This window comes from Paraburkholderia sp. CI3, from assembly GCF_050436505.1.
Taxonomy (GTDB): Bacteria; Pseudomonadota; Gammaproteobacteria; order Burkholderiales; family Burkholderiaceae; genus Paraburkholderia; species Paraburkholderia tuberum.
Genome location: NZ_JBNDMI010000004.1, coordinates 2,303,560 through 2,328,548 on the forward strand (window position 1 = coordinate 2,303,560; position 24,989 = coordinate 2,328,548).

23 protein-coding genes and 1 pseudogene are annotated in these 24,989 nt (G+C 63.8%); 11 read left to right on the forward strand and 13 right to left on the reverse strand.

The genetic code is table 11. From position 1 onward, the window contains the following. The first annotated feature begins 20 nt into the window (after positions 1-20). Complete coding sequence (locus OKW29_RS32025) at positions 21-530, forward strand: flavin reductase family protein (RefSeq protein ID WP_090801653.1); 510 nt, start codon at positions 21-23, stop codon at positions 528-530. A gap of 79 nt (positions 531-609) precedes the next feature. Here OKW29_RS32025 and OKW29_RS32030 read toward each other — a convergent pair whose 3' ends face one another. Continuing rightward, positions 610-1,125, reverse strand: coding sequence for an Lrp/AsnC family transcriptional regulator (locus tag OKW29_RS32030; protein ID WP_013090375.1), 516 nt, complete (start codon positions 1,123-1,125; stop codon positions 610-612). Positions 1,126-1,255: 130 nt separating this feature from the next. Here OKW29_RS32030 and kynB point away from each other — a divergent pair, with 130 nt between their 5' ends. The 5 genes from kynB (at position 1,256) to OKW29_RS32055 (ending at position 5,464) form a co-directional block, all read left to right on the forward strand. Then, entirely contained in the window at positions 1,256-1,960 is a 705-nt protein-coding gene (gene kynB / locus OKW29_RS32035; RefSeq protein WP_187614008.1) for an arylformamidase, read from the forward strand. Further along, on the forward strand, positions 1,947-3,197 hold the full coding sequence (gene kynU / locus OKW29_RS32040) for a kynureninase (protein ID WP_429293852.1): 1,251 nt from the start codon (positions 1,947-1,949) through the stop codon (positions 3,195-3,197). Before kynB ends, kynU begins: the two co-directional genes overlap by 14 nt. A 10-nt stretch (positions 3,198-3,207) precedes the next feature. Further along, a complete protein-coding gene (gene kynA, locus OKW29_RS32045) occupies positions 3,208-4,134 on the forward strand; it encodes a tryptophan 2,3-dioxygenase (RefSeq protein WP_184066424.1) in 927 nt (308 codons plus the stop codon). Between the two features lie 194 nt (positions 4,135-4,328). Then, positions 4,329-5,162: an RNase A-like domain-containing protein gene (locus OKW29_RS32050; RefSeq protein WP_429293853.1), complete on the forward strand. Its 834-nt coding sequence runs from the start codon at positions 4,329-4,331 to the stop codon at positions 5,160-5,162. A gap of 17 nt (positions 5,163-5,179) precedes the next feature. Further along, positions 5,180-5,464 carry a contact-dependent growth inhibition system immunity protein gene (locus OKW29_RS32055; RefSeq protein ID WP_429293854.1) on the forward strand — a complete coding sequence of 95 codons (285 nt, stop codon included), beginning with the start codon at positions 5,180-5,182 and terminating at the stop codon, positions 5,462-5,464. A 92-nt stretch (positions 5,465-5,556) separates the two neighbouring features. Here OKW29_RS32055 and OKW29_RS32060 read toward each other — a convergent pair whose 3' ends face one another. The 7 genes from OKW29_RS32060 to OKW29_RS32090 all read right to left on the reverse strand — a co-directional run bounded on the left by OKW29_RS32060 (position 5,557) and on the right by OKW29_RS32090 (position 13,615). Further along, positions 5,557-6,294, reverse strand: a complete 738-nt coding sequence (locus OKW29_RS32060) for an SDR family oxidoreductase (RefSeq protein WP_429293855.1) — start codon at positions 6,292-6,294, stop codon at positions 5,557-5,559. Continuing rightward, complete coding sequence (locus OKW29_RS32065) at positions 6,291-7,835, reverse strand: FGGY-family carbohydrate kinase (RefSeq protein WP_429293856.1); 1,545 nt, start codon at positions 7,833-7,835, stop codon at positions 6,291-6,293. Before OKW29_RS32065 ends, OKW29_RS32060 begins: the two co-directional genes overlap by 4 nt. A 31-nt stretch (positions 7,836-7,866) precedes the next feature. Continuing rightward, entirely contained in the window at positions 7,867-8,955 is a 1,089-nt protein-coding gene (locus tag OKW29_RS32070; RefSeq protein ID WP_429293857.1) for an alcohol dehydrogenase catalytic domain-containing protein, read from the reverse strand. Positions 8,956-8,995: 40 nt separating this feature from the next. Further along, complete coding sequence (locus OKW29_RS32075; protein ID WP_429293858.1) at positions 8,996-10,003, reverse strand: ABC transporter permease; 1,008 nt, start codon at positions 10,001-10,003, stop codon at positions 8,996-8,998. Continuing rightward, positions 9,990-11,510 (reverse strand): sugar ABC transporter ATP-binding protein, encoded by a 1,521-nt coding sequence (locus OKW29_RS32080; protein WP_429293859.1) that lies wholly within the window; start codon positions 11,508-11,510, stop codon positions 9,990-9,992. The genes OKW29_RS32075 and OKW29_RS32080 overlap by 14 nt, the downstream gene beginning before the upstream one ends. Before the next feature lie 62 nt (positions 11,511-11,572). Continuing rightward, on the reverse strand, positions 11,573-12,526 hold the full coding sequence (locus OKW29_RS32085; RefSeq protein ID WP_429293860.1) for a substrate-binding domain-containing protein: 954 nt from the start codon (positions 12,524-12,526) through the stop codon (positions 11,573-11,575). 111 nt (positions 12,527-12,637) lie between these two features. Next, complete coding sequence (locus OKW29_RS32090; RefSeq protein ID WP_429293861.1) at positions 12,638-13,615, reverse strand: AraC family transcriptional regulator; 978 nt, start codon at positions 13,613-13,615, stop codon at positions 12,638-12,640. A gap of 378 nt (positions 13,616-13,993) precedes the next feature. On the opposite strand from OKW29_RS32090, the gene dalD reads away from it, so the two are divergent. From dalD to OKW29_RS32115, 5 genes and pseudogenes are all read left to right on the forward strand, one after another. Then, positions 13,994-15,415 (forward strand): D-arabinitol 4-dehydrogenase, encoded by a 1,422-nt coding sequence (gene dalD / locus OKW29_RS32095; protein WP_429293862.1) that lies wholly within the window; start codon positions 13,994-13,996, stop codon positions 15,413-15,415. Between the two features lie 67 nt (positions 15,416-15,482). Further along, complete coding sequence (gene xylB, locus OKW29_RS32100; protein WP_429293863.1) at positions 15,483-16,964, forward strand: xylulokinase; 1,482 nt, start codon at positions 15,483-15,485, stop codon at positions 16,962-16,964. A gap of 77 nt (positions 16,965-17,041) precedes the next feature. Next, positions 17,042-17,989 carry a sugar-binding transcriptional regulator gene (locus tag OKW29_RS32105; protein WP_429293864.1) on the forward strand — a complete coding sequence of 316 codons (948 nt, stop codon included), beginning with the start codon at positions 17,042-17,044 and terminating at the stop codon, positions 17,987-17,989. A 446-nt stretch (positions 17,990-18,435) separates the two neighbouring features. Continuing rightward, positions 18,436-19,267: pseudogene (locus tag OKW29_RS32110) on the forward strand (RNase A-like domain-containing protein). 9 nt (positions 19,268-19,276) lie between these two features. After that, complete coding sequence (locus tag OKW29_RS32115) at positions 19,277-19,564, forward strand: contact-dependent growth inhibition system immunity protein (RefSeq protein WP_429293865.1); 288 nt, start codon at positions 19,277-19,279, stop codon at positions 19,562-19,564. Positions 19,565-19,710: 146 nt separating this feature from the next. Here OKW29_RS32115 and OKW29_RS32120 read toward each other — a convergent pair whose 3' ends face one another. From OKW29_RS32120 to OKW29_RS32140, 5 genes are all read right to left on the reverse strand, one after another. Beyond that, positions 19,711-20,820 (reverse strand): ABC transporter ATP-binding protein, encoded by a 1,110-nt coding sequence (locus OKW29_RS32120; RefSeq protein ID WP_187629012.1) that lies wholly within the window; start codon positions 20,818-20,820, stop codon positions 19,711-19,713. Between the two features lie 87 nt (positions 20,821-20,907). Next, on the reverse strand, positions 20,908-21,609 hold the full coding sequence (locus OKW29_RS32125) for an HAD family hydrolase (protein ID WP_429293866.1): 702 nt from the start codon (positions 21,607-21,609) through the stop codon (positions 20,908-20,910). Then, positions 21,606-22,481 carry a carbohydrate ABC transporter permease gene (locus tag OKW29_RS32130; RefSeq protein ID WP_184006437.1) on the reverse strand — a complete coding sequence of 292 codons (876 nt, stop codon included), beginning with the start codon at positions 22,479-22,481 and terminating at the stop codon, positions 21,606-21,608. Before OKW29_RS32130 ends, OKW29_RS32125 begins: the two co-directional genes overlap by 4 nt. Next, a complete protein-coding gene (locus OKW29_RS32135; RefSeq protein WP_090801682.1) occupies positions 22,478-23,413 on the reverse strand; it encodes a carbohydrate ABC transporter permease in 936 nt (311 codons plus the stop codon). Before OKW29_RS32135 ends, OKW29_RS32130 begins: the two co-directional genes overlap by 4 nt. A gap of 168 nt (positions 23,414-23,581) precedes the next feature. Further along, positions 23,582-24,904 carry an ABC transporter substrate-binding protein gene (locus OKW29_RS32140; protein ID WP_429293867.1) on the reverse strand — a complete coding sequence of 441 codons (1,323 nt, stop codon included), beginning with the start codon at positions 24,902-24,904 and terminating at the stop codon, positions 23,582-23,584. Positions 24,905-24,989 lie beyond the last annotated feature (85 nt).

The window sequence follows — 24,989 nt, forward strand, 5'->3', positions numbered from 1 at the left end:
GCGACGGGGGCCTCGCCCCGATGAAGCGCGCGAGCCCACCCAACTTCGACCCGTCCGCGTTCAAACAGGCGCTCAGCCAGTTCGCGACCGGCGTCACCGTGATTACGACGCGCGCCGCGTCCGGCCAACTGATCGGCATCACGGCCAGTTCGTTCAACTCGGTGTCGCTTTCTCCGCCGCTCGTGCTGTGGAGTCTCGCGACGCGCTCCGCGTCGATGCCGGTGTTCCGCGCCAACAGTCACTACGTGATCAATGTGTTGGCCTCGACGCAGCTCGATCTGTGCAAGCGCTTCGCGACCGTGAAGGGCGACCGCTTCGAGGGCGTGTCGCACGCGGCGGGCGACAGCGGCATGCCGGTGCTCGACGGCGCACTCGCGTGGTTCGAATGCCATAACCGCAGCCGCTACGAGGAAGGCGACCACGTGATTTTCGTCGGCGAAGTGGAGCGCTGCGGTGTGCATGAAAATGCCGCGGACATGCTGCCGCTCGTGTTCCAGAGCGCGCAGTTCCACGGCCTGAAGCCGCTTTGAGCGGCGCGGCGCTTCCCTGGCGTCTGTCGCGCCTGTCGGTCGGACGCGTCGAAAACGGCGCGCCCCGCCCTCATCATCCTCAACGGTCGCTATGCGTGGCTCCGTGCCCGCTGTTCTTCTTCACGAGCGACACCGGCACGCCCGAATCTTCCTTCAGCGTTTCGAGCACGATGTTCGAGCGGATGTCCATCACCCCCGGCGCCTTGTACAGGCGATTGAGCACGAAGTCCGAATAGTGTTTGAGGTTGTGCGCGAGCACGCGCAGCAGATAGTGGGTTTCGCCGGTCACGACGAAAGCGCCGACCACTTCTGGCCAGTCGCGCAGCGCTTCGGCAAAGCGCTCGTGCCAGTTCTGCTGGTCGTTGCGCATCGATACCTGCACGAACGCTTCCAGCTCGAACCCCAAAACTTCGCGGTTCAGGCACGCTCGGTAGTGTTCGATGACGCCCTGCTCTTCCAGCAGACGCAGGCGTCGCAGACAGGCCGATGGCGAGAGCGAGATGCGCTCCGCCAGGTCGAGATTGCTGATCCGTCCTTCCTGCTGAAGCACCGTCAAGATACGGCAATCGGTGGCGTCGAGCGAGATCGCGTTCATATTCGGTCTCCCTTTCCCGTTTGACTCAAATTATGTTCCAAGACACGGCTGCTAAGGAGATTTTTTCGCAATCACATTTCACAGCTTGACCTCTATCATTTAGAGATAGTCACCAACCGTCGACACCGTCATGCGAGCACTCTGGGACATCACCCCCGCCGTCGATACCGCCACGCCCGTCTGGCCGGGCGACACGCCGGTCGGCATCGAGCGCGTATGGCGCATGGAGGCTGGCTCGCCGGTCAATGTCGCGCGTCTGACGATCTCGCCGCACACCGGCGCGCATACCGATGCGCCGCTGCACTACGACGCCGACGGCGCCGCGATCGGCAACGTGCCGCTCGACGCATATCTCGGTTTATGCAGAGTGATTGACTGTATCGGCGCGTCGCCTGTTGTGACGCCACAACACCTGGCCGGCTCGCTCGACGATTTGCCGCCACGAGTCTTACTGCGCACTTACAGAAAAGCGCCGACGCGCGAGTGGGATAGTGCGTTCTGCGCGGTCGCGCCCGAGACCGTCGACCTGCTCGCCGCGCGCGGCGTGACGCTGCTCGGCATCGATACGCCGTCGCTCGATCCGCAGGAATCGAAGACGATGGATGCGCATCACCGCATTCGCGCGCACCGGATGGCGATTCTCGAGGGCATCGTGCTCGACGCGGTCGAACCCGGCGACTACGAACTGATCGCGCTGCCGCTGAAGCTGACCACGCTCGACGCGAGCCCGGTGCGCGCGGTGCTGCGTGCGCTGCCCGGCTCGCGCTCAGCCACGCTCCCCGGCGAGCGATCAACCCGACAACCCAACCCATCGAACCACCATGAACCATCGTGATGAAGCCGTGGCGCTCGACTGCGCCGAACCGCTCGCAGCGCTGCGTGACCAGTTCGCGCTGTCGCCGACGACCATCTATCTCGACGGCAACTCGCTCGGCGTGCCGCCGGCCGCCGCCGCGCAGCGCGCGCAGACCGTGATCGCCGCCGAATGGGGCGAAGGACTGATCCGCAGCTGGAACAATGCCGGCTGGTTCGCGCTGCCGCGCCGACTCGGCAACAAGCTCGCGCCGCTGATCGGCGCGGCCGAAGACGAAGTCGTGATTACCGACACGATCTCGATCAACCTGTTCAAGCTGCTGTCGGCCGCCGTGCGGCTCGCCAATGCGCGCGATCCGAAGCGTCGCGTGATCGTGTCCGAGCGCTCGAACTTCCCGAGCGATCTGTATATCGCGCAGGGCCTGATCGAGCAGCTCGATCGCGGCTACGAGCTGCGCCTCGTCGACGATCCGTCCGAACTGCCCGACGCGATCGGCGAGGACACCGCGATCGCGATGATCACGCACGTGAACTACCGCACCGGCTACATGCACGACCTGGCCGCGCTGACGAAGCTGATTCACGACAGGGGCGCGCTCGCGCTGTGGGATCTCGCGCATTCGGCGGGCGCGGTGCCGGTCGATCTGAACGGCGTCGGTGCCGACTACGCGGTCGGCTGCACGTACAAGTATCTGAACGGCGGTCCCGGTTCGCCCGCGTTCGTGTGGGTGCCCAGACGTCACCAGAACGAGTTTGCGCAGCCGCTGTCGGGCTGGTGGGGGCATCGCGCGCCGTTCGAGATGAACCCGACGTATCAGCCCGACAACGGCGTGGGCCGCTACCTGTGCGGCACGCAGCCGATGGTGTCGATGGCGCTCGTCGAATGCGGGCTCGACGTGTTCCTGCAAACGACCATGGAGGCGGTCCGGGAGAAGTCGCTCGCGCTGACCGATCTGTTCATCGAACTCGTCGAGACACGTTGCGGCGAATTTCCACTGAAGCTCGTGACGCCGCGTGAGCATGCGCAGCGCGGCTCGCACGCGAGCTTCGAACATCCGCACGGCTACGAGGTGATGCAGGCGCTGATCTCGCACGGCGTGATCGGCGACTATCGCGAGCCGCACGTGCTGCGCTTCGGCTTCACGCCGCTGTACACGCGCTTCGTTGACGTATGGGACGCCGTCGAAATCTTGCGCGACGTGCTCACCCGCGAGGCCTGGCGGGCCCCTGAATTCGCCCAGCGCGGCGCCGTTACCTGAGGACGACAGAATGACCGATCACATGCACACGCCGGGCTTGCCAGAAGAACCGGCGGCACAAGGCTGCCCGTTCGGGCACGGACGGACGGCGTCGGCGCCGTCCGCGAGCGCGGCCGACAGCGGCTGGCACGACGCGCAGCTCGACTTCTCGGAGTCGATGAGCTACGGCGATTATCTGTCGCTCGGCACGGTGCTGGACGCGCAGCATCCGTTGTCGCCGGATCACAACGAGATGCTGTTCATCATCCAGCATCAGACGAGCGAGCTATGGATGAAGCTCGCGCTGTACGAACTGCGCGCGGCGCTCGCGGCCGTGCATCGCGACGACCTGCCGCCCGCGTTCAAGATGCTTGCGCGCGTGTCGCGAATCATGGAGCAGCTGGTGCAGGCGTGGAGCGTGCTCGCGACGATGACGCCGTCCGAATACACGGCGATGCGGCCGTACCTCGGCAGTTCGTCGGGCTTTCAGTCGTATCAGTACCGGCAGATCGAATTCCTGCTCGGCAACAAGAACGAGCAGATGCTGAAGCCGCACGAGCATCGCGCCGACGTGTACGCGCAAGTGAAGGCATCACTCGAAGCGCCGTCGTTCTACGACGAAGTGGTGAGGCTGCTCGCGCGCCGCGGCTTCAGGATTTCGCCCGCGCGGCTCGAACGCGACTGGACGAAGCCGACCGAACATGACGCATCGGTCGAAGCGGCGTGGCTCGAGGTGTATCGCAATCCGTCCGAGCATTGGGATCTGTACGAGATGGCCGAGGAACTCGTCGATCTGGAGGATGCGTTTCGCCAGTGGCGCTTCCGCCACGTGACGACGGTCGAGCGCATCATCGGCTTCAAGCAGGGCACCGGCGGCACGAGCGGCGCGCAGTATCTGCGCAAGATGCTCGACGTGGTGCTGTTTCCCGAGCTGTGGCACGTGCGGACGATGCTGTAGCGGTTAGCGCGCGTAAGGCACTTCCCGGGCAAACCTGGCATCCTGGCGGGGAACAAAGAGCAAGCCAACACTACTTGCAGTGATGCAGAACAGGCCTCGTGCATCGGGCTACGGAAAATTCGGAGTCGTCCGAATCTTGAGAGACCGTCCGCACGGCAGCATCGGAACCCCATAAAAACATCAGAGGGTTCGATATGCCCGGTGCCGATAACGCCGAAGGAGTGAAGGTTGTACTAAGTGCTCCGCAACTCGCGGCAGTGCTATCCCGCCAGTCGATCAGCCAGACGGAGACGCTTTCCAACCGGCTTTGGGGCGGGTTACAGGTCATCGGCGGCGTGCTGGAAATGGTTGGTGCGGGTGCGCTGTGCGTTTTGCCGGAACCGACGATGGCGAGCAAAGCCGGCTGTGTCGTGTTCGGAGTACATGGCTCCGACTCGGCGGCGGCTGGCTTGCGGCAGGTCTGGACTGGTCAGGACACGGCCACGCTGAGCCAGCAGGGCACGACGAAACTCGCTGAAGCGATGAAGGCGAGCCCTGACATGGCGAACAATATCGGCCTGTCGCTCGATATCGCCGTGCCATTCGGCTTCGCTGGCTCGATCAGGGCCGCACGCGCAGCGCGTGTCACGATGGGCCGGATTAACCTGCAAATGCACGAGGCAAAAGCGGGCAGCCGGATCGGCGGACATACGCTTTTGAAACATGTCGGAAGGACTGAAGCGCAGTTGCGGGAGAGGCTCAGGCTGGAGCCGGGAAAGAAAGTAGTTTCGTCTTTCGTAAATCTTGAGGAGGCGGAGTGGGCTATATCGGAAACAATGCGCGCAAATGCCTTGCAGATTCACGCATGGACAAAAGCAGCACCAAACCGGGTTTTGACGCTGAGAAAGGACGTTGGAAGAAAAGTAGGATACGCATTGGTCAGGAAGACCGACAGGTTGGTAGATAGCAGTAAAGTGGAGGTTGTCTTGAAGTACGGGGCGTATAACGGGATGCCGTACTACATCCTCACTGCTATGCTCGATAAGTGATTGGTGGGTATTGATGCATGAAATATTACGATCTGGGGCAATTGATCCTTGGCTACTTCAATGAAGATTTCGACTACTGGGGAAACACAATTGAAGAGTTGGTCCGGGCTTGTGCAAGCGGATGCACGCCAGACATGATCACCGCGACGGTGGCCGACATAGACCGGTTCAAGAGCGATCATGCTGGAAATCTTGACGCGGCCTTCGAGGAGGAATTTGGCTACCAGTGCGATCCGACGGCGTGGGAGCAGACCACTGAGGCTTTTCTCGACAAGCTTAAGCGTCTTCTTCTGAGTGAGTAGCCCGCACTTCCTCCCACCGGACGGCCCCACACCGTCTGGTAGGCTTGCGTGTACTTCCATTTCACCCGGCAACCGGCAGTGCCTGACACCCGCTAGCGCGCCGTGTAACCACCATCGATCGGCAAACACACGCCGCTAATCATCGACGCCGCGTCGCTCAACAGAAACAGAATCGGCGCGGCGACTTCCGCCGATTCGGCAAAGCGCCTGAGCGGAATCGCCTGCAAAGCGGGATCGCGTTTGACAGGATCGCTCCACGCCAGCACCGCCATCGGCGTCAGCGTGACCGTCGGGTTCACGCTGTTCACGCGAATTCCGTGCGGCCCCAGCTCGATGCACAACGCGCGCGTGACCGCATCGAGCGCGGCCTTCGACGCCGAATAGCTCAGATGATCGTCGAGGGCGACGAGCGCGGCCTGGCTCGACACGTTGACGATGCTGCCCGCGCGCCCCGCGTCGAGCATGCCACGCGCGACGTGCTTCGCGACCAGCACCGCCCCGCGCGCATTCACCGCCATCACGCGATCGAAGCTTGCGGCCGTCGTTTCCACCGCGCGTTCGAGCAACGCGATGCCCGCGCAATTCACCAGACCGTCGAACGGTTCGAGCGAGGCCATTGCTTCGTCGATCACGGCTTCGTCGCTGATGTCGAGCCTCAACGGCTCGCAGCCGGTTTCCTCGGCGAGCCGCGCGAGCTCGTTCACGTTGCGCGCGGCCGCGACGACCGACGCGCCGCTCGCGCACAGCGCCTCGACCGTCGCGCGGCCGATGCCGCTGGAGGCGCCCGTCACCAGAATCGAGCGGCCGGAAAAATCGAAAGTAGCGTTCATGATGATTGCAAGCGATGCATGACCGGCTTCAACGCCGGATAGAGGTCCGTGTACACGCCGAAGCGCTCTTTGTATAGCGCCATGCGCCGTGCGTCGGGCTGCGCGCGCTCGATCAGCGTGACCCAGCCGCCTTGCGCCGCTTCGCGCGACACGAGGCCGACGCCGAGCGCGGCGAGCAGCGCGGCGCCCATCGCGGCTTCGACGTCCTGCTCGATCGTGTTGACCGGATAGCCAGTGACGTCGGCGATGATCTGCATCCACAGGTCCGAATGCGCGGCGCCGCCGACCACGATCAGCTTGTCGTCGAGCGATTGCGCGCCTTTGCGCCCCGCCTCGATGTTGTGCTTCAGCGCGAACGACACGCCTTCGAGCACGGCGCGATACAGATGCGCGCGCGTATGAAACAGCGACAGCCCGACGAACGCGCCGCTCGCTTTCGCATCCCACACCGGGCTGCGCTCGCCCATCAGATACGGCAGGAACAGCACGCCGTCGGCGCCGGCCGGCACTTGCGCGGCGCTCTCTTCGAGTAGCCGATGCGGATCGCCATGCGGTGTCGCGCGCGCGGCCTCGATCTCCGCGTGACAGAACTGCTCGCGATACCAGGTGACCGACGCGCCCGCGGTAATCGCACCGCCGAATACGTAGATGTCGTGCTGCCCGTTGAAAACGTGCGGCATGCTGATCAAACCGTGCCGTGCGTCGACACGCTGATTGAGGTAACCCCAGCACATGCTGGTGCCGATCATCGCGACGTGCTGCCCCGCGCGCGTGACGCCGGCCGCGAACGTCGCCATCGCCGCATCGACGCCACCCGCGACGATCGCGGTGCCCGCGTCGAGCCCGAGCTGCGCGGTCCATTGCGACAACAGCCCGCCCACCACCTCCGACGATTCGACCAGCCGCTCCGGCATCATCGTCGCGGGAATGCCGAGCATGTCGAGCGCTTCGTCCGACCAGTCGCGCCGCGCGATATCGTAGACGCCGCCGATATTGCCGGCCGAGCTGTGATCGACGGCGACCTCGCCGGTCAGCATGTAGATCACGTATGCGTTCGGCGGCAAAAAATAGCGCGTATGCGCCCACACGTCCGGCTCGTTCTCGCGCAGCCACAGCATCTTCGTGTAACCGTAGTAGCTATCGACGCCGTTGCCGGTGATCGTATAGAGCCGTTCGAGATCGACGTTCTCGCGCACCCAGTCGACCTGCGCGGTCGCGCGCCGGTCCATCCAGATCAGGCACGGCGCGAGCGGCCGCATGTCGTTGTCGACCGCAATGCCCGAGCCGCCGTACAGGCTACTCACGCACAGCGCCTTGATCGCGCCCGGCGCGATGCCGGCCGCCTTCGCCTCGCCGACGCACGCGGCCACGCATTCGACCACGGCCTTCAGCCACACCGCGGGCCACTGCTCGGCCCACAATGGCTTCGGCGTATCGGGCTGATAGCTCGACGCATGCTGCGCCACGATCGCGCCCCGCTCGTCGACCAGCAGCGCCTTCGTGCTCTGCGTGCCGATATCGACGCCGATGACGTAGTTCATAGAGTCTCCGTTGAAACGCCGCGCCCCAGATTCACGCGCGCGGCTTCATCAGCACTTTGATCGAATCGAGCGAGTTCGCGATCCTGATCGCTTCGTCCCATTCTTCCAACGAAAAGCCGTGCGTGACGATGCCCTTCGACGTAACGAGTCCGCGCGCGAGCAGATCGATTGCGATCGGATAGCAATAGGGCCCAAGATGCGCGCCGCGCACGTCGAGTTCCTTGCGATCGCCGATCACCGACCAGTCGAGCGTCGTATCCGCGCCGAACACCGAGAATTCGACGAAGCGCCCGAGCTTGCGGATCAGATCCATCCCCTGATTCACCCCAATCGGCGCACCCGTCGTTTCGATATAGACGTCGCAGCCGTAGCCGTCCGTCAGTGAATGGATGATCGCGAGCGCGTCGTCCTTCCGAGGATTGATCGTCACGTCCGCGCCATATTCGCGCGCGAGTGCGAGCCGTTCTTCGACCAGATCGATCACGACGAGCCGCTTCGGCGTCTTCAGATGCGCGACCTGCGTCATCATCAGACCGAGCGGCCCCGCACCCGCGATCACGACCACGTCGTCGAGTTGCAGATCGCCGCGATTGACCGTGTGAATCGCACACGCGAGCGGCTCGATGATCGCGGCGTCTTCGAGCGAGATGCCGTCGGGAATCTTGTGGACGATCGCGGTCGGCGGAATGCGCATGTACTCGGCCATGCCGCCGTCCGCCACCTCGCGCTGAAAGCCGAAGATGTTGTGCACTTCGCACATCCAGTACTGGCCGGACTTGCAGTAGCGGCACTTGCCGCACGGCACGATCTGCTCGGCGATCACGCGCTCGCCCTTCTGCACGCCGAAATGCTCGGCCGCGCCTTCGCCCAGTTCCTCGACATAGCCGAAGAACTCGTGGCCCGGAATCACCGGCGCCTTGACCCACGGGCTCGGGCCGCCCCAGAACATCTTCGCGCCCGAATGGCATTTGCAGTCGCTCGCGCAGATGCCGCACGCGGCGATGCGGATCACGAGTTCGTGCGCGTGCGCGCGTGGTTTCTGAACCTGCTCGACGCGATAGTCTTTCGGTGCATGACAGACGATGGCGGTCATGTTCTGCTGGTCGGATTGAGTCGTCATTGCATGGTCCTGCGAAAAGAGGGATGTGGGGAAGACAGCGTTACTTTCTGCGCTCGCGGCTGATATAGATCGCGAGCAGAATGATTCCGCCCTTGATCACGTTCTGCACGTATGGATTCACGTCGACCATGTTCAGGCCGTTATTCAGGACGCCGAGTAACAGCGCGCCGATCAGCGTGCCGATGATCGAGCCGCGTCCACCGGAGATCGACGTGCCGCCCATCACGACGGCGGCGATCGCGTCGAGTTCGAAACCGACGCCCGCGTTCGGCTGGCCGCTCATCAGGCGCGCGGTCAGCACGATCGCGGCGAACGCGGACGTCAAACCCGCGATCGTGTAGACGATCAGCTTCACGCGCGCCACACGCACGCCGGACAATCGCGTCGCCTGCTCGTTACCGCCGATCGCATACACATAGCGGCCAAACGGCATCCGTTCGAGCAGCACCCACGCGATCAGATAGATCACCGCCATGATCACGACCGGTGCCTGGACGCCGAGAATCTTGCCGCTGCCGAAGAAGCTGACCCAGTCGGGCAGACCGTCGATCGGGTAGCCGCCCGTGTAGATCAGTGCGAGGCCGCGCGCGATACCCATCGTTGCGAGTGTGACGATGATCGGCGGCATGCCGGCGAACGCGACGAAAAAGCCGTTGGCCGCGCCGAAGCCGAGACCGACCGCGAGGCCGACCGCAAGCGCGGCCATCCCATTCATGCCGGCGACCATCAGCCCGGCCGACAGCGTGCCCGAAAGCGCCATCACCGAGCCGACCGACAGATCGATGCCGCCCGTCAGGATCACGCAGGTCATGCCGACCGCGATGATCGCGTTGATCGACACCTGGCGCAGCACGTTCTCGATGTTCGCGGCCGACAGAAAGCTGTCGCTCGCGAACACCATCACGATGCAGACGACCAGCAGGCCAATGAACGGATAGAACAGTGTCGAGCGTTTCAGCGCGGCCCACGTGAAGCGCACCGGCGCGCCCGGCGTGTCGCTGTTGACACTCGATGTTTTCGGCGAAGAGAAAGGATTAGGCATGTTCATGAGAGGCTCCGAGCGAACCGGCGGTCGCATAGGTCATCACGGCGTTCGATTCGATCGCGTCACCTTCGAGCAGCGCTTCGATGCGGCCCTGCCGGAATACGGCGACGCGGTCGCACATGCCGACGATCTCCGGCAACTCGGACGAGATCATGATGATCGAGTAGCCGCGCGCGGTCAGTTCGCGCATCAGCAGATAGATTTCGGCCTTCGCGCCGACGTCGATGCCGCGTGTCGGTTCGTCGAAGATCAGGATGTTGGTGTGGTGATTGAGCCAGCGCGCGATCACGACCTTCTGCTGATTGCCGCCCGACAGCGTCGCGACTTCGGTGTGCATCGTTGGGGCCTTCACGCCGACGCGCTTCATGATGTCGGCGGTCGCGCGCGCTTCGCTACGTTGGTCGATGAAGAAACGTAGCGACCGGTACTTGCCGAGGTTGTTGATCGAGATGTTCTGCTTGATCGAGAACTCGGTAATGAGCCCTTCGGTCTTGCGGCTCTCGGGCAGAATGCCGACGCCCGCGCGCAGCGCATCGGCCGGATCGGCGAGCTTCGCGGCCGCGCCGTTGACGCGAATTTCCTTCGCGTACGCACGGTCCGCGCCGATCACCGCGAGCGCGGTCTCGGTGCGCCCCGAACCGACGAGTCCCGCGAAGCCGAGAATCTCGCCCTCGCGCAGCGTGAAGCTCAGCTCGGGGCTGTCTTTGAACAGCTGCAAGCGCACGACGTCGAGCACGACCTTCGCGTCGGCGCGCGGCGGCGGCTTCGGCGGAAAACTGCTTTCGATGCGGCGTCCCACCATCATCTGCACGAGCCGGCTCACGTCGGATTGCGCGACCTCGGTCATGCCGACGCACTGGCCGTCGCGCAGCACCGTGATGCGGTCGCACACCTCGAAAATCTCTTCGAGGTGGTGCGAGATGAAGATCATCGCGACGCCCTGCTGCTTCAGCTCGCGCATGATCGTGAACAGATGCGCGGCCTCGGCGGGCGTCAGCGTCGCGGTCGGTTCGTCGAGAATCAGCACGCGCGCATCGAGCGACAACGCCTTGCCGATTTCGACGAACTGCTGCTGCGCTACCGACAGTTCCCGGATCGGCACCGACAGATCGATCGCTACGCCAAGCCGCTCAAAAATCCGCGCCGCCGCGCGCCGCATGCTGCCGCGTTCGAGCAGACCGAAGCGATTGCGCAATTCACGGCCGAGAAACATGTTCTCCACCGCGTTCAGATACGGAATCAGGCTGAACTCCTGAAACACGATACCGACGCCCGCGGCCACCGCGTCGTGATAGTTCGCGAAGTGGCGTTGCCCGCCGTCGAGCGTGATCGTGCCTTCGTCCGGCTGGTAGATACCGCACAGAATCTTCATCAGCGTCGACTTGCCCGCGCCGTTCTCGCCGAGCAGCGCGTGAATCTCGCCGCGCGCGATCTCGAGGTGAATGCCTTGCAGCGCCTTCACGCCGGGAAAGCTCTTGCTGATGTTGTCGAGCTTCAGAATCGTGTCCATCGCATGTTCCTGTGCCGCGCGCCGCCGCGCATGATCCGCACGCGCGGCAGCCTGCGCTTGCGTTACCAGCTGAAGCCCTTGGCGTTGCTCTTGTCGATCATCTTCACGTCGACCGGAATCGCTTTCGGCACATTGGCGCCCCACTTCTTCGCGAGCGCGATGCCGAGCGCGATGCGCACCTGGTCGGCCGGGAATTGCGCGGACGTCTCGACGAATTTCGAATTCGGCTTCTGGATCGCGGCGATCGCTTCCGGTGCGCCGTCGACGCTCGTCAGCTTGATGTCCTTGCCCGACGATTCGATCGCCGACAGCGCGCCCATCGAGCCGCCGTCGTTCACGCTGAACACGCCCTTCAGGTTCGGATGCGCCTGGATCATGTTCTCGGTGACGGACAACGCGGTCGCGCGTTCCTGCTTGCCGTTCTGCGTATCGACGAGCTTCACGCCCGGCGATTTCGCGAGCGCCGCCTTGCAGCCGCGCACGCGTTCGAGAATCGGCACGACCGGAATGCCGTCGAGAATCGCCACTTCGCCGCTGCCGCCGATCGACTTCGCGAGGTAGTCGCACGCCATCACGCCCGCGTCGTAGTTCTTCGAGCCGACGAACGAATCGATCGGACCGTTCGCGTTCGCATCGACCGCGACCACGACGACGCCCGCCTTCTTCGCCGACGTGACCGCCGACTGGATGCCGGTCGAGTCGGTCGGATTGACGAGCAGGATGTCGATCTTCTTTTGCAGCATGTCTTCGACGTCGCTGACCTGCTTGCTGACGTCGTGATGCGCATCGGTGACGACGACCGTCGCGCCAGTCGACGCGGCCGCGTCGTTCAGCGCTTTCTGCATCGTCACGAAGTACGGGTTGTTCAGTTCCTGGAACGTCATGCCGATTTTCAGCGGCGCGGCCTGCGCGGTCTGCGCGGCCGACACAGCGACTAGCGACAAACCGAACGCGAGCGCGGCGACGCGGCGCGCGAACATCATCGAAGGGTTGAGCGAAAGAGTAGACGGCTTCATGGTTGTCTCCATTTTTTGAAGTGAGCACGCCCCCTCGCGCTGTGGGCGCACAGCGCGATCGATGCGTGTTGAAACGCGAGTGGAATAAAGCTGTGAACTACTGGGCGGGCACTATGTGACCGGGTACGCGACGCCGCTACGCGGCAAGCCCGGCGCGAGCACGATCGCCGGCGCGTTGTCGATGCCCCTGCCATGCGCGGCCGCTTGCTCGGAAGCATCGCGGCTCGCATCGTTCAGTTGCTGATAACGGCGAAACGTCGACGGCGCCATGCCCTTCATCGCAAGAAACTGCCGGTTGAAATTCGACAGGTTGTTGAAGCCCGCCTTGAAGCAGATGTCGGTCACGCTCAGTTCGTCATCGGTCAGCAACTGGCACGCGAGATTGATGCGCATGCGGTTCACGTACTGCACGAACGGCAGCCCGGTATGGCGGCGGAAATATCGCGAAAACGCGCTGACGCTCTGGCCGGCGAGTTGCGCAAGCTCCGACTCGCGCAACTCGTTCGCGAGGTTCTTGCCGATATACGCGAGCACGTGATTGATGCGGGTCGCCGCGAAGCTGGTCGGATCGGCCTGATAAGCGGGACTTGCGAGGGTGTCGCGATCCGGCGCGTTGATCAGGATCTCGAGCATCGACATGAACAGCACGAGCCGGCGCAGCCCGCGCGCCGCGAGCAGTTCGAGAAAGAGCGGCTTGATCTGCGCGGATGTCTCCAGACCGAACGACAGGCCGCGACGCGCATCGGCGAGCAGCGCCTCGACCTGACGCCACTCCGGAAAACTCTCGAGACAGTTCGCTACGAACTCCTGGCCGAATTGCACGACCAGATTGCGCTGCGCGACGCTCTCGCCTTCGGGCACGTCGCTGACCCAGTTGTGCGGCAGGTTCGGCCCCATCAGCACGAGGTTGCCGGGCGCGAAGCTGCCGATGTGATCGCCGACGAACATCTTGCCGGTCGTCGCGACGATCAGATGGATTTCGTACTCGGGATGAAAGTGCCAGCGCACCGTGCGATACGGATAGCCATGCGACCACACTTTGAACGATTCGTCGTGGCGTACGGCCACGATTTCGAGATCAGGTTGCACTGTCTGCCTCCATGAAGCGGCGCGCGGGAGGCGCCGCCGATCTTGATCTTGTAAAGCGAAAAGTAACCGCCAAACGCGTTGGCAACCACTTTAAAAGAAACCGCGGACCGATACTTTTTTGTATTCGGGTTAGCCCCGACGCGAGCACGGTCAAATTTGATGCAATGCAATATGAGTGGCGCGACTCGTTTTCTCGCCTCGGACGCTCGTCGCTGCCGCCGGAGCCTCGCCCATGCCGCGCTGCGCCATCAAAAGCCCGCCTCCTTGCCTTGACTTTCGTTTCTCCGGGTACGATCATTCGCTCACATACAGAGCAAATGCTCTGCACGCACAGAGCGCGCGCCGCGAGCGCCGCGCACAAGTTTTTGGAGACACAACATGAACAGCGGGCAAGGCAGCGGCGCGGCCGCACACGTGATCCTGCACATCGGCGCGGGATCGTTTCATCGCGCGCATCAGGCGTGGTATCTGCACCGGCTGAACGAAGCAAGCACGGCCGGCGAGCCGCGCTGGTCGCTGAGCGTGGGCAATATCCGCGGCGACATGAACCCGGTGCTCGAAGCGCTCGCCGCGCAGAACGGCGTCTACACGCTCGAAACCGTCACGCCGCAAGGCGAGCGCGCCTACGAGACGATCCGCTCGATCGAGCGCGTGCTGCCGTGGAGCGAAAGCCTCGACGGGCTGATCGAAGCGGGCGCCGATCCGGCTTGCAAGATCATCGCGTTCACCGTGACCGAAGGCGGCTATTACCTCGACGAACACGACCGGCTCGACACCGCGAATGCCGATCTCACCGCCGACCTCGCCGGCGGCCACACGACGATCTACGGCGCGCTCGCGGCGATTCTCGACGCGCGCGTGAAGCGCGGCGCGGGACCCGTCACGCTGCAGACCTGCGACAATCTGCGCAGCAACGGCGAGCGCTTTCATGCGGGCATGAGCGAGTTTCTCGAACGACGCGGCGCGAACGAACTCGCGCAATGGTTCGACGACAACACGTCATGCCCGTGTTCGATGGTCGATCGCATCACGCCGCGTCCGACGCCCGACGTGCGCGAGCGCGTGAAGGCCGCGACCGGCGTCGACGACGCGAGTCCGGTGATGGGCGAAGCGTTCATCCAGTGGGTGATCGAAGACCGCTTCATCGCGGGACGGCCGGCCTGGGAGAAGGTCGGCGCGGAACTCGTCGATTCGGTGCTGCCGTACGAGGAAGCGAAGATCCGCATTCTCAACGCGACGCATAGCTGCATCGCGTGGGCGGGCACGCTGGTCGGCCTGAACTACATCCACGAAGGCACGCTCGATGCCGACATCCGCCAGTTCGCGTATGACTACGTGACCGAGGACGTGATCCCGTGTCTGACACCGAGTCCGCTCGATCTCGAACGCTATCGCGACGTCGTGCTCGAGCGCTTCAGCAACCCGCATATCCTCGACACGAACCAGCGCGTCGCCGCCGATGGCTTCTCGAAGTTGCCCGGCTTCATCGCGCCGACACTCGCCGAATGCTTCGAGCGCGGCGTCACGCCGGCGGCGACCGCGATGCTGCCCGCGTTGTTCTTCCGCTTTCTGGAACGCTGGCACACGGGCAAGCTGCCCTACGCGTATCAGGACGGCGTGATGGAAGAGCGCGTCGCGCACGCCTTTTTCACGGCGCCCGATCCGCTGCGCGCGTTCGCGGCCGACCGGCTGCTGTGGGGCGCCATGGCGCAGACGCCCGAGCTCGAAGCGGCGCTCGCGGGCGCGCTCGCGCGGGTCGACGCATGGCTCGCCAAACGCGGCGCGACTAGCCAGGCTTAATGCGCATGACAGCGCGCGCGATGAACCGCTAAAGTAGCGCATCCCCAACGACGAAGGTTTCGCTCCCATGTACCTAGGCATCGACCTCGGCACGTCCGAAGTGAAAGTTCTGCTGCTCGCCTCCGACGGCCGCGTGATCGGCACCGCAGGCTCGCCGTTCACCGTTTCGCGTCCGCACCAGCGCTGGGCCGAGCAGAATCCCGAAGACTGGTGGGCCGGCACGCGCACGGCGCTCGCCGCGTTGCGCGCGCGTCATCCCGACGAATTCGCGCGGATTCGCGGCATCGGCCTGTCGGGGCAGATGCACGGCGCGGTGCTGCTCGACGCGGAAAACCGCGTGCTGCGGCCCGCGATCCTGTGGAACGACATGCGCAGTGACAAGGAGTGCGCGGAGCTGACCGAGCGCGCGCCGGATCTGCACAGCGTCGCCGGCAATCTGGCGATGCCCGGTTTCACGGCGCCAAAGCTGCTGTGGGTCGCGCGTCACGAGCCGGAGATTTTCGCGAGGACTGCCTGCGTGCTGCTGCCGAAAGACTATCTGCGCCTGCAACTGACGGGCGGCAAGGTGTCCGATCCATCGGACGCGGCCGGCACATTGTGGCTCGACGTCGCGAAACGCGATTGGTCCGATTCGCTGCTCGCTGCCTGCAACATGACGCGCGCGCAGATGCCGGCGCTGCGCGAAGGCAGCGCGCCGGCCGGCACGCTGCTGCCGGAACTCGCGCGCGAATTCGGCCTGCGCGACGACGTGATCGTCGCGGCCGGCGGCGGCGACAACGCGACCAGCGCGATCGGCATCGGCGCGACGCAACCGGGCGACGGCTTCGTGTCGTTGGGCACCTCGGGCGTGCTGTGCGTGGTCGGCGACAGCTTCCGCCCGAACCCGGCCTCCGCCGTGCACGCGTTCTGTCATGCGATCCCGGACCGCTGGCATCAGATGAGCGTGGTGCTGTCGGCGGCGAGCTGTTTGCGCTGGGTCTGCAAGCTGACGTCGACCGACGAGCCGACGCTGCTCGCCGAAATCGAGGCGCTGCCCGCCGAGGCCTTGACCACCGCGCCGCTCTTTTTGCCGTATCTGTCGGGCGAGCGCACGCCGCACAACGACCCCTATGCCCAAGGCGTATTCTTCGGCATGACTCACGCAACCGACCGCGCGCTGCTCGGCTACGCGGTGCTCGAAGGGGTGACGCTCGCGCTGACCGACGGCCTCGACGCGCTGCGCGCGGCCGGCACCGAGGCGAAGGTGTTGTCGCTGCTCGGCGGCGGCGCCCGCAGCGACTACTGGGCCCAGTTGCTCGCCGATGCGCTCGACACTGTCACCGTCAAGCACGGCGGCGGCGAAACCGGCGCGGCGCTCGGCGCGGCGCGTCTCGGCTGGCTCGCCGCCGGTGGCGAGCCGGCCACCGTGCTGACCAAGCCGCCTGTCGAAAAGGAGTTCACGCCGAGTCCGCGCCGCCACGCGCAATTGCGCACGCGGCTCGAAGCGTATCGCGCGCTGTATCGCCACGTACGGCCGCTGTTCGATCCCGCGCGCGCACCGCTCGCCTGAGCGTCAACCGCGGCCGGCCCGCGCGACAGACGCGCCGCCGGCCGCTATCATCGGCGCACTTCAACCGAAACCTCATCGTGCCCAGGTCCACAGAAAAACTCGATCTCGCCACACGCGCCGCGTGGCTTTATTACGTCGCGGGCAATACCCAGAACGAAATCGCCGAGAAGCTGCAGGTATCGCGGCCGGTCGCGCAGCGGCTCGTCGCGTTCGCGGTCGAAAAGAACCTGATCCGCGTGCGGGTCGATCACAAGCTCGCTGATTGCCTGTCGCTCGCCGATCAGCTGTCGAAGCGCTATGGCCTCAGCATGTGCGAGATCGTGCCGATCGACGGCGATACCTCCGAGGAAGTCGACCGTAAGCTCGCGGTGGCCGGCGCGCAGGTGATGGAGCGCTATCTGAGCGAGGAAAAGCCGATGGTCGTCGCGGTCAGCAGCGGCCGCACGCTGAAGGCCGCGGTCGATCAGATCGCGCAGCTAGACCGTCCGCAGCATCGGCTGGTATCGATGGTCGGCGCGATCGCGCAGGACGGCTCCTCGAACCGCTACGACGTCGCGCTGCACATTTCCGAAAAGACCGGGGGCAAGTATTTTCTGCTGCCCGCGCCGCTGCTCGCCGACAGCGAGGCCGAGCGCGCGCAGTGGTGCAATCACCGTCTGTACCGGATCGTCGAATCGCTGTCGGCGCAAGCCGATGTCGCGTTCGTCGGCATCGGCAACATTGGGATGACCTGTCCGTTGCACGAGGACGGCTTCATCACGGAAGGCGAGGTGAACGAGTTGATGCACAACGGCGCGGTCGCCGAAATGCTCGGCCTGCCGATCGATGCGGCCGGCGCGCACGTCGAATCGCCGACCGGCCGACGCGTGACGAGCATCGCGCTCGACACGCCGCCACGCCGGCCGACCATCGGCTTCGCGGGCGGGCTGCGTAAGCGCGAGGCGCTGATCGCGGTGCTCAAGGGGGGGTGGTTGTCGGGGCTCGTTACCGATGAGTTGTGTGCGCGGGCGGCGTTGGAGGCGTGAGTTTCGAATGCGTGCCGGTCGCGCTCTATCGCGTCAACGCCCGCAAGCACCGCTCACGCTTGACGATCTGCAGTGCGTGCCTTTGACACGCATGATTCTTTCAACGCAAGGCATAAAAAAGCGCCCGCAGAAGAAGCGTGCCTTCTGTTTAATCTATCCAGAGCGATTGTCTACTCGCTTGCCAAATCAATCTTCATCTTCAAGCCCGATACAGAAATATTGACCATCTCCACTACTTATCACAATACCCGAATCAAATGTCGATTCCCTGCCTGTAGCTCCGTTATGACGAAACAGTCACGGCGAGCATCATGCTGCGGCTATTCCTGCTTGATGCAGAACGGGTCTCGTGCATCGGGCTACGGAAAATTCGGAGTCGTCCGAATCTTGAGAGACGGTCCGCACGGCAGCATCGGAACCCCATAAAAACATCAGAGGGGTTCGATATGCCCGGTGCAGATAATGCCGACGGAGTGAAGGTTGTACTGAGCGCTCCGCAACTCGCGGCCGTGTTATCCCGCCAGTCGATCAGCCAGACCGAGATGCTTTCCAACCGGCTTTGGGGCGGGTTACAGGTCGTCGGCGGCGTGCTGGAAATGGTCGGTGCGGGTGCGCTGTGCGTTTTGCCGGAGCCGACGATGGCGAGCAAAGCCGGGTGTGTCGTTTTCGGGGTACATGGCTCGGACTCGGCAGCGGCGGGCCTGCGGCAGATCTGGACTGGTCAGGACACGGCCACGCTGATCCAGCGGGGCACGACGAAACTCGCTGAAGCGATGAAGGCGAGCCCTGACATGGCGAACAATATCGGCCTGTCCCTCGATATCGCCGTGCCATTCGGCTTCGCTGGCTCGATCAGGGCGGCACGCGCTGCACGCGTCGCATTGGGCCGGATCACTGGACATGCATGAGGCGAAGGCGGGCAGCTCGATTGGCGGACATACGCTCTTGAAACATGTCGGACGGACCGAAGCGCAGTTGCGGGAAAGATTGGTAAATGAGCCGAAGCGGAAAATCGTGTCGTCGTTCACAAGCCGCGGGACTGCGGAATGGGCTATATCGGAAGTTATGTCTTCACACATAGTTAGAATCCGCACGTGGGCGCAAAATCCGACGCGAGATATTACTCTCACACTGATTAAGCACGTCGCGGGTGACGTTGGATATGGGATATCGAGGGCAACAGGAAAGCTAACGAAGATGAACAGGGTAACAGTCTTTCTAAAGTACGAACCCTATAATGGCATGTCATATTACGTGCTTACCGCTTACATTGACTGAAGGGAAACGATGTCGCCCGAACGCTACCCGGCGATGCGCCGCATATTTCACGTGTATTTTGGTCAGGATTTTGACCTGTTTGGCGAAACCATTGCCGAAATCTTGGCTTGTTACAAGAAGGACAGTCCCCACACATATTCGGATTTGATTCGTGAAATCAATTCGTTCATGGATGAGCACTCGACCGATCTGGATTCTGCTTTTGAAACAAGCTATGGAGCGGGTTTTGATCCAACACTGTGGGGACACACCACCGAGTCTTTTCTTAATGAACTTAAGCGTCTCATGAGCGAGTAACCTCGTTTTCCCCGAACCGGACGACTCCCCGCCGTCCGGTAGGTTTTTCGTGCGTTCGTTTCACCTTGGCAAGCGAACGCGCCTAACTCCTTCCACGGACAGCGCCTTGCGTGCGCCGCCTGCTCCTGCAATGCGTCATCGCGCGATCAAGCCGCCAGCACCTCGACGATCTTGCGCTGGAACGCCTTACCTTCGCTGTCGAACAGATGGCAATGCTCGGGCGTCGCGCCCAGCTTCTGCGTATTGCCCTTCGCATGCCGTTCGAGCGGAGGAATCCGCGCGATCAAACCATCGGGCGCGACGCTCGACTCCGCGTACAGATACGCGGCATCGCCGAGCGATTCGACCGTCATCGTGCGTGCCTCGATACCATCCTCGGTCGTGCTGACGTGCAGATGCTCGGGGCGGATGCCGACCGTCACCTTGTCGCCCTGCTTGGCCGCGCCCGGCTCGACCAACACGCGCTGCGTCTCGCCGGTCTCGTAACGCACCGAGACGCCGTCGTGCGACACCGACTGCACGACGCCTTCCATGAAGTTCATCTTCGGCGAGCCGATGAAGCCGGCGACGAAGCGGTTCGCCGGCGCGTGATACAGCATCGTCGGACTGCCGACCTGCTCCAGATTGCCCGCCGACAACACGACGATCTTGTCGGCCAAAGTCATCGCCTCGACCTGGTCGTGCGTCACGTAGATCATCGTCGTCTTCAGCTCGTCGTGCAGGCGTGCGAACTCGAGGCGCATCTTCACGCGCAGCGCGGCGTCGAGATTCGACAGCGGCTCGTCGAACAGGAACACCTTCGGCTTGCGCGTGATCGCGCGGCCGATCGCGACGCGCTGACGCTGCCCGCCCGACAGCTGCTTCGGCTTGCGATCGAGCAGATGGTCGATGTGCAGGATCTTCGCCGCGTTGCGCACGGCTGAGTCGATCTCCGGTTTCTTCGCGCCGGCGAGCTTCAGGCCGAACGCCATGTTGTCGTACAGCGTCATGTGCGGATACAGCGCGTACGACTGGAACACCATCGCGATGCCGCGCTTGGCCGGCGGCACGTCGTTCATGCGCACGGCGTCGATGTTCAGATCGCCGCCCGTGATGTCCTCGAGGCCCGCGATCATCCGCATCAGGGTCGATTTGCCGCAACCGCTCGGCCCGACGAACACGACGAACTCGCCATCGGCGATGTCGAGATTGATGTCGCGCATCACTTCGTTGTCGTCGTAGGCCTTTCTGATGTTGCGCAAGGTTACGCTTGCCATGATGTGTCTCCGTGTAATGCCGTTCGATGCTGCTCGTTACTTCATGCTGCTACCTGATGCCGTGTCACGTCGCGTGCATTCGTGCGCTCATGGCGCCGCGACCGTCGCGGAGAGCGTCCATTGCGCGACGAGGTCGGGCAACTGCCGCATGTCCTCGAACACATGACGCGCGCCCGCCGCGTGCAATCGATCGATCTGCGCATCGCTCGCGTGACCGCCGCCGATAAACCCCAGCACCGCCATGCCCGCCGTGGCCGCCGCCGTGACGCCGGTCACGCTGTCCTCGACGACGAGGCACGCACCCGGCGCGAGCCCGAAGCCTTGCGCCGCCGCCAGATACACGTCCGGCGCGGGCTTCGGATTCGGCACCGCGTCGGCGCAGAACAGCCGCTCGCCGAAGAAACGCTTCAGGCCCGTGCGCGCCAGCACCGTCTCGACGTAGGGCCGGAAGCTATTGCTCGCGCAGCCTTTGACGAGCGGCACCTGGGTCAGCGCCATCTCGATGCCGTCGACGGCGGGCGCCTCGATCGCCGCCGCTTCGACCGCGCGGCGGATCGCATCGATATCGTCGGCGCCGAGCTGTTTGCCGAGCTGAGTCGCGGTGTCCTGCAACACGCGCTCGATGCGCAGCCCGAGCAGCGGCAGCACGACCGGCGCGACGTCGATGCCGGGCCAGCGCGCCTCGAGTTCGCGCACCAGCATGCGCGCGGCCACCGCTTCGCTGTCGATCAGCACGCCGTCGCAATCGCAGATCAACGCATAGCGCACGATGCCCGGGCCAGCCGTCATTTGACGGCCCCGAACGTGAGCCCGCGCACCAACTGCTTCTGCGAGAGCCAGCCGACGATCAGGATCGGCGCGACCGCCAGCAACGAAGCGGCCGACAACTTGGCCCAGAACAAACCTTCAGGACTCGAATACGACGCGATGAACACGGTCAGCGGCGCCGCGTTCGAACTCGACAGGTTGATGCTCCAGAACGCCTCGTTCCACGACAGGATCACGAGCAGCAGCGCGGTCGACGCGAGCCCGGGCAGCGCCATCGGCATCAGCAGATAGACGATCTCCTGCCACGTCGCCGCGCCGTCGATGCGCCCGGCTTCGAGAATGTCGCGCGGAATCTCGGCGAAGTACGTGAACGCCATCCAGACCGCGATCGGCAGATTGATCAGCGTGTAGACGATGATCAAACCCGACACGGTATCCAGAAGGCCGCTGTTTTTCCACAGCAGATAGATCGGCACCAGCACGCCGACCGACGGCATCATCTTCGTCGACAGCATCCACAGCAGCACTTTCTGCGTGCGGCGCGTCGGGAAAAACGCCATCGCGTACGCGCACGGCACCGCGAGGATCAGGCACAGCAGTGTGACGCCGACCGAGATCAGTATCGAGTTCCACGCGAACGCGAAGTAGTTGCTACGCGCGAACACCTCGCGGAAGCTGTCGAGCGTCGGCACGAAAAACAGCGACGACGCATAGGCCTGCTGCTCGGTCTTGAACGCGGTGATCGTCATCCAGAAGATCGGGAAGAACAGCAGCAGCGCGACGAGCCACGCGATCACGCCGGGAATGCCGCGACGAATCGTGTCGAACGGCGATTTGGTCGGCACCGCGACCGGCTGCGTCGTCGATGCCGTAGTGGAGGCAACGTGGCTCATTTTTCGTACTCCCCTTTCAGGTTCTTCGCGAGCATCCGCACGAGGAAGATCGACACGATGTTGGCCAGCACGACCGCGAGAATACCGCCCGCCGAGGCGAGACCGACGTCGAACTGTTGCAGGCCCAGCGCGAAGATCAGGTACGACAGGGTGGTGGTCGCGTTGCCCGGACCGCCGCCCGTGGTCGTATAGATCTCGGCGAAGATCGACAGCAGGAAAATCGTCTCCATCATCACGACGACCGCGATCGCACGTCGCAGGTGCGGCAGCGTAATGTAGAAGAACATCGAGAACGGACCGGCGCCGTCGATCTTCGCGGCTTCCTTCTGCTCCTGGTCGAGCGACTGGATCGACGTGAACAGGATCAGGAACGCGAACGGCAGCCACTGCCACGCGACGATCATGATCACCGCGGTGAGCGGATAGTCGGCGAACCAGTCGATCGGCTGCATGCCGAGCGCGCGCATGCCCTGCGCGACGAGGCCGTACACCGGGTGCAGGATCATGTTCTTCCAGATCAGCGCGCTGACCGTCGGCATCACGAAGAACGGGCCGATCGCGAGCAGGCGTGCCACGCCCTGCCCGTAGAACTTGCGGTCGAACAGGATCGCCATCAGCACGCCGCCGCCCACGGTGATCACGAGCACCCATACGATCAGCTCGATCGTATGCGCGATCGACGGACCGAACGACGGATCGGTCGCGAGATAGCGGTAGTTGTCGAGACCTGCGAAGCCGCGCAGATCGGGATTGAGCAGGTTGTAGTGCGAGAACGAGAACCAGATCGTCATCGCGAGCGGAATGACCATCCACAGCACGAGCACGCCGACCGACGGCGCCACGAGCCAGCGGGCCGAATTGGCCTTACGCTCCTCGCGTTCTTTTTCTGTCTGGGGATGGGTTTGCATCAGAGGTAGGCGCAAAGGACGCATGATGGACCACCTGTTCGGTAATGCGCGGAGCGTTCGCCGGAGCCGCGTATGTGCGACGCGGCGTGCCGTGCCTGAATGGCGCACGACACGCGCCGCATCGCATCGGGCGCAGACGAACGGCCGCCCTGCTGCATGAGCCGCATCGGTCGATGCGGCGGCCCTGCCGGGTTACTTCTGATAACCCGCCTGCTTGACCGCGCGATTCGCGGCCGCGTTGCCGGCCGCGAGTGCCTGGTCGACCGTCATCTGACCGGCGATCGCGCCGGAGATGCTCTGCCCGACCACCGTGCCGAACGACTGGAATTCGGGAATTCCGACGAACTGCACACCCGTGTACGGGACCGGCTTCAAGGTCGGATGATCCGGGTCGGCGGTCTGGATCGCCTTTAGCACGAAGTCGCCGAACGGCGCGGCCTGCTTGTACTCGGGGCGCGCGTAGGTGGACTCGCGCGTGCCCGGCGGCACCGAGGCCCAGCCCTCATCCTTCGCGACCATTTCAATGTACTCCTTCGAGGTCGCCCACTCGATGAACTTCTTCGCCGCATCTTGCTGCTTCGACGACTTCGGAATCGCGAGCGCCCACGCCCACAGCCAGTGCGAGCCCTTCGGCGTGACCTCGATCGGCGCGGCCGCGAAGCCGACCTTGTCGGCGATCTGCGACTGCTGCTTGTTGTAGAGCATGCCGGCCGCGACCGTCGCGTCGATCCACATCGCGCACTTGCCCGACGACATCAGCGTCAGGTTTTCGTTGAAGCCGTTCGAGCTCGCTCCCGGAGGACCGTCCTTCCTCAGCAGATCGACGTAGAACGTTATCGCCTTCTTCCATTCCGGCGACGTCAGCTGCGCGTTCCACTTCTCGTCGAACCAGCGGCCGCCGAAGGTGTTCACGACCGTCGTGGCGTACGCCATGTTCTCGCCCCAGCCCGCCTTGCCGCGCAGGCAGATGCCGTATTGCTCCTTGGACTTGTCGGTGAGCTTGTCGGCGAATTGGCCGATCTGGTCGTAGGTCGGCTGGTCCGGCATCTTCAGGCCGGCCTTGTCGAACAGATCCTTGCGGTAATAGGTCATCGAGCTTTCGACGTAGAACGGCAGCGCGTACAGCTGGCCGTTCGCGGACAGGCCGTCGCGGGCCGTCTTCACGACGTCGTTGAGGTCATAGCTCGCCGGCAGGTTGGTGATCGGCGCGAGCCAGCCGCGCTTGCCCCATTGCGGGGTTTCATACGCGCCGATCGTCATTACGTCGAACTGGCCGCTGCCGGTCGTGATGTCGGTCGTCGCGCGCTGACGCAGCACGTTTTCCTCGAGGATCACCCAGTTCAGCTTGATGTCCGGATTCGCTTTTTCGAACGCGGGCGACAGCTTCTTCAACTCGATCATGTCCGGATTGTTCAGCGTCGCGATCGTCACCGTCGCCGCCGATGCGCTCAGCGCGAAGCAGGTGGCCGCGCCGGCACCGGCCGCCTTCAGCGCGAATTCGAAAGCTGGTTTCATCGTTGTCTCCTTTCTCGTACGTTATGTGATGCTGCGTTCGTTTGACGGAATGACGCGCCGCTCAGAGCAGTCAACGTGCCCGCTC

Excerpts from the sequence above, each read along its gene's own strand:
- OKW29_RS32025 (WP_090801653.1), top strand. The coding sequence starts at position 21 with ATGAAGCGCGCGAGCCCACCCAACTTCGACCCGTCCGCGTTCAAACAG.
- OKW29_RS32030 (WP_013090375.1), bottom strand. The coding sequence starts at position 1,125 with ATGAACGCGATCTCGCTCGACGCCACCGATTGCCGTATCTTGACGGTG.
- kynB (WP_187614008.1), top strand. The coding sequence starts at position 1,256 with ATGCGAGCACTCTGGGACATCACCCCCGCCGTCGATACCGCCACGCCC.
- kynU (WP_429293852.1), top strand. The coding sequence starts at position 1,947 with ATGAACCATCGTGATGAAGCCGTGGCGCTCGACTGCGCCGAACCGCTC.
- kynA (WP_184066424.1), top strand. The coding sequence starts at position 3,208 with ATGACCGATCACATGCACACGCCGGGCTTGCCAGAAGAACCGGCGGCA.
- OKW29_RS32050 (WP_429293853.1), top strand. The coding sequence starts at position 4,329 with ATGCCCGGTGCCGATAACGCCGAAGGAGTGAAGGTTGTACTAAGTGCT.
- OKW29_RS32055 (WP_429293854.1), top strand. The coding sequence starts at position 5,180 with ATGAAATATTACGATCTGGGGCAATTGATCCTTGGCTACTTCAATGAA.
- OKW29_RS32060 (WP_429293855.1), bottom strand. The coding sequence starts at position 6,294 with ATGAACGCTACTTTCGATTTTTCCGGCCGCTCGATTCTGGTGACGGGC.
- OKW29_RS32065 (WP_429293856.1), bottom strand. The coding sequence starts at position 7,835 with ATGAACTACGTCATCGGCGTCGATATCGGCACGCAGAGCACGAAGGCG.
- OKW29_RS32070 (WP_429293857.1), bottom strand. The coding sequence starts at position 8,955 with ATGACGACTCAATCCGACCAGCAGAACATGACCGCCATCGTCTGTCAT.
- OKW29_RS32075 (WP_429293858.1), bottom strand. The coding sequence starts at position 10,003 with ATGAACATGCCTAATCCTTTCTCTTCGCCGAAAACATCGAGTGTCAAC.
- OKW29_RS32080 (WP_429293859.1), bottom strand. The coding sequence starts at position 11,510 with ATGGACACGATTCTGAAGCTCGACAACATCAGCAAGAGCTTTCCCGGC.
- OKW29_RS32085 (WP_429293860.1), bottom strand. The coding sequence starts at position 12,526 with ATGAAGCCGTCTACTCTTTCGCTCAACCCTTCGATGATGTTCGCGCGC.
- dalD (WP_429293862.1), top strand. The coding sequence starts at position 13,994 with ATGAACAGCGGGCAAGGCAGCGGCGCGGCCGCACACGTGATCCTGCAC.
- xylB (WP_429293863.1), top strand. The coding sequence starts at position 15,483 with ATGTACCTAGGCATCGACCTCGGCACGTCCGAAGTGAAAGTTCTGCTG.
- OKW29_RS32115 (WP_429293865.1), top strand. The coding sequence starts at position 19,277 with ATGTCGCCCGAACGCTACCCGGCGATGCGCCGCATATTTCACGTGTAT.
- OKW29_RS32120 (WP_187629012.1), bottom strand. The coding sequence starts at position 20,820 with ATGGCAAGCGTAACCTTGCGCAACATCAGAAAGGCCTACGACGACAAC.
- OKW29_RS32125 (WP_429293866.1), bottom strand. The coding sequence starts at position 21,609 with ATGACGGCTGGCCCGGGCATCGTGCGCTATGCGTTGATCTGCGATTGC.
- OKW29_RS32130 (WP_184006437.1), bottom strand. The coding sequence starts at position 22,481 with ATGAGCCACGTTGCCTCCACTACGGCATCGACGACGCAGCCGGTCGCG.
- OKW29_RS32135 (WP_090801682.1), bottom strand. The coding sequence starts at position 23,413 with ATGCGTCCTTTGCGCCTACCTCTGATGCAAACCCATCCCCAGACAGAA.
- OKW29_RS32140 (WP_429293867.1), bottom strand. The coding sequence starts at position 24,904 with ATGAAACCAGCTTTCGAATTCGCGCTGAAGGCGGCCGGTGCCGGCGCG.